This window comes from Candidatus Vampirococcus lugosii, assembly GCF_018420025.1.
Taxonomy (GTDB): Bacteria; Patescibacteriota; Gracilibacteria; order Absconditabacterales; family Absconditicoccaceae; genus Vampirococcus; species Vampirococcus lugosii.
The window spans coordinates 1-3,676 of sequence record NZ_JAEDAM010000084.1 but is presented as its reverse complement, the minus strand read 5'-3'; the positions used below and the strand labels follow the sequence as shown (position 1 = coordinate 3,676).

At 21.5% G+C, this 3,676-nt stretch carries 4 protein-coding genes; 1 reads left to right on the top strand and 3 read right to left on the bottom strand.

What is annotated here, in order from left to right; translation table 25 throughout:
- The first annotated feature begins 491 nt into the window (after window positions 1–491).
- Window positions 492–1,886: a DUF4012 domain-containing protein gene (locus VAMP_RS04845; protein ID WP_213349821.1), complete on the top strand. Its 1,395-nt coding sequence runs from the start codon at window positions 492–494 to the stop codon at window positions 1,884–1,886.
- Between the two features lie 108 nt (window positions 1,887–1,994).
- Here the strand turns inward: VAMP_RS04845 and VAMP_RS04840 are convergent, their stop codons facing one another.
- From VAMP_RS04840 to VAMP_RS04830, 3 genes are all read right to left on the bottom strand, one after another.
- Complete coding sequence (locus tag VAMP_RS04840; RefSeq protein WP_213349820.1) at window positions 1,995–2,186, bottom strand: cold-shock protein; 192 nt, start codon at window positions 2,184–2,186, stop codon at window positions 1,995–1,997.
- A 188-nt stretch (window positions 2,187–2,374) separates the two neighbouring features.
- Window positions 2,375–2,965, bottom strand: coding sequence for an Lcl domain-containing protein (locus VAMP_RS04835; protein WP_213349819.1), 591 nt, complete (start codon window positions 2,963–2,965; stop codon window positions 2,375–2,377).
- Window positions 2,966–2,980: 15 nt separating this feature from the next.
- A complete protein-coding gene (locus VAMP_RS04830) occupies window positions 2,981–3,511 on the bottom strand; it encodes a hypothetical protein (RefSeq protein WP_213349818.1) in 531 nt (176 codons plus the stop codon).
- Window positions 3,512–3,676: the final 165 nt, after the last annotated feature.

The following is a 3,676-nucleotide window of genomic DNA, read 5'->3' as shown; positions in this document are numbered from 1 at the left end:
CTTCCAACTTTATATTAAATTTTTTCAAAAGTGGATCTAAATGTTTATCTATAGTTGCTTTTACTTTTTTTCTATTTGGATATTCATAATCTATAAATTCCAAAATCGCAATTATAAAAATAGCTAAAGAGAAAAGAGCATTTAAATTATATAAAATAAGATATAAACTACCCATTTGTAAATTTTTTAATTATATAAAATATATATGTGTCCATATTTATAATGTTTTTAAATAAAAAATCAATAAAAAATGTAAGTATAAGTAATAATTATAACAGATAGTTTCAAATGTATCTACTAAAAAAACATTTACAGCACAATTAGATACAAGAATCTATTGAAAAAAAAAAGTTTATTTATATAACAACTTTGAATAATTCATTTATATTTTTAAATTGATTATGAAAACAATTGGGTTCAGAAAGCCTTACAAAAAAAAATCTATTTTTAAAAGAATATTTATTAATATAAGTTATATTTATATATTTTTTTTGTTTAGTTTTTTTTATTTATTTTCTGCTTATAATACTATTTCTCCTGCAATTTCTTCTTGATGAATTGATTTCAATATTTTGGAAGAAAAAATTGAAGATATAGCTATTTATGTTTGGTCATTTGATTCTGATTTATCTAGATTTTTACTTTCATTAAAAGTAATTCTTGACACATATAAACTTGAATGAAATATTTTTGATGAAAATACTGAAGATTTATTTGTTATTGTTAGTTATTTTGAAAATAATATTTATAAAATAAACAATATCACCAAAAATAAATATGAAGATTTTTTAAATTTATTATGAGAATCTCTTGAATATAAAAAAACAATTTTTTATCTTTTATGAAAAGATAAAACACAAAATTATATAATTGCATTACAAAATTCAAATGAAGTAAGACCAAATTGATGATTTTTTGGAAGTTATATATTAGTACAAATAGAAAATTGAAGATTATTAAATTATGAATTAATAGATAGTTATCAAGTAAATCATATAAATCCAGATGCAAAAATACAAGCACCTAAACGAAGACAAGAAAATATAAGTAAAAATGATATAGGTTTTGTTTCAAGTAATGTTTTATGATTTACAGATAGAGATTGACAAAATATTATTGATATTCATAATCAAGCTTTCCCTGATATTTCAATAGATTGAATTATATTTTTGCAATCGGATTTATTTAATGAAATAATACCTTGATTTGAAAAAAAAATTTGGGAATGGCAATTTATAAATGCAAATACAGATAAAATTGAATCAAATAATTGAGATTGAAAAAAAGCAATTTATATGCAAGAAGTTAATAATTTTATAAATAAAAATTTTTTATCATTAACAAATTTAGCTTTACAAAATTTTAATAAAATAATTCAAAAATGATATATTCAAATTTATATTCCAAATATAAAAAATGAATTTAATGATTTTTTGATAAAAAATAATTTATCCACACAATTTGAAGAAAATAAAATATATTCTTGGGATTTTAATTATTCTTACAATAAAATTGATTGATTTGTAGATAAAAATATACAAATTTTTTCTGGAAATAAATTATTGTACAGTCAAGGAAATAATATAATTGATTTTTGAAAATTTAAAGAATGAAATTATAAAATAAATATTTCATATGACTTAAATATTCCAACATATTATGAAAATTTTATATCAAATTTGGAGTCTAAATATGAAATATCAAATTCAGAAAGAGAAAAACATATTTTAAATTTAACTTATATTTTTGATAATATGTGAATTTTTTTATTATCCCAAAAATTACGATATACAAAATATTTCTTGAAAAAAATTAAAAAATTTTGAAATAATAGAAACTGATCAATACAATATTTTATTGTATTCAATAGATTGAAAATGAAATAATAAATATTATTCTATAGATTTTGAATTACAAAATTAAATTTTATAAATTTAAAAAAATAAGAGATAATAAAATATCTCTTATTTTTAAAAACCAAAATCAAAATGTAATTAAACTATTTGCACATTTTCAGCATGTATTCATTTTTCAGATTCTCAAGTTGAAAATTCAACTCTATCACCTTCAGAAACATTACAATCTAAATTAGTTTTGTGTACAAATATATCTTTACCACCATCATCTGGTGTAATAAATCCATATCATTTTTCTTCATTAAAGAATTTGATAGTACCTGTATTCATAATAGTTATTATAGTAATTTTTTAAAAAACGAAACAATATAATATTTAATAGTATGTATTAGTATATATTAGTCTCATATGTTTATATATATTGTTTTTTGTAAAAAAATCAAGAGAAAATTAGAGTATTTTTTGTAAAAATAAATATATTTTATCAAATAATAAAATAATTATAAAAACAAATACAATTAATATCAAAAACGAACACAACGAACATATTCCTCCTCACCTTTCTGCCATGTGTCTTCTTCTTGGTTCTTTCTAATTGTTTTAGCATATCTATTATTTGATTGTGTTGAAGTCCAATATCTTGACCGTCATCATGTAATACCTAAACTTCTCTCCCAAGACCGATTTCCCCATCTAGAAAATAACAATTTCAATTCTTCTGTAGAAGGTAAGTACCAATCGTCATAACCATCAATAGTAAGATTATCACAAAAATGTGCTGCTGTTGCTGTATTATCACTATCCAAAGATTCGTAATGTTCAATAATTTCTTGTGTATTTTTATAACCATTAGTAGAACTTCAACAATCCTCCCGATTATCTCAACACCTTTCATGTGAAGTACTAAACCTCTCTTCTCAAACCCATTCTATTTTTTGATCACTTTGTTTAGAATTATCACAATCTAAATCCCGATTACTTATTGTATCATAATTATCAGCAAAATATTCTAATCTCCGACCTCATGGATTATTTAAATTTCAACAACTAAGATGTGTCATAAGATGTCACTGTATTCAATCTCTTTCATATTCTCACAAATATATCAATTTTCCTAATTTAGATTAATAAGTTGGATTAACTCAAAAAGGATGTGGTATATATTCTTTAAAGTTTACTGTAATATTATAAGTATCTTCCATAGAAACAAAAATACATTCATCTTCATCATTACACCAATCAATTCCTTCTATAAAATCAACCATATAATTAGTATCAGCAATTCAAGAAACTTTTATTTGTTTTCATAAAGGAATAGAAACTTGATATTGTCAAGCTCATAAATCTGTTAAAGCTTGTTCAACCCAATTTCATCATTCAAACAATTCAATCAAAACATCTCAATTTCCTCAAGATGTTTGTGCATTAATAGTTACAGTTTCATTTCAAGTAGGAACCCAGCGAACACAACGAATATCAGGTTGATGACTACCTTTAACTAAACTTCATTTTGATAAATCCCGAGTTCTTAAATATTTAGCACTATCTAAATTAACTTCTGTTGAAGACCATAATAATTGTGGCATTCAATAATTAGTTTTTGTTTCATCTCTTAAATTAGTAGCAAGCAATTCTACTTCATTAATAGAAGGCAAATACCAATCAGTATAGCCATCTATTTCAAGATTATCGCAATAATTATACTAAAAATATTTTGCTTTTTTAGTAAGAATAGTTATAATATATAAATTTATATTTATAAATAATGAAAATATTATGATAGAAAAAATAAAAGAAATAGAGTTAAGAGAAAAAACTGA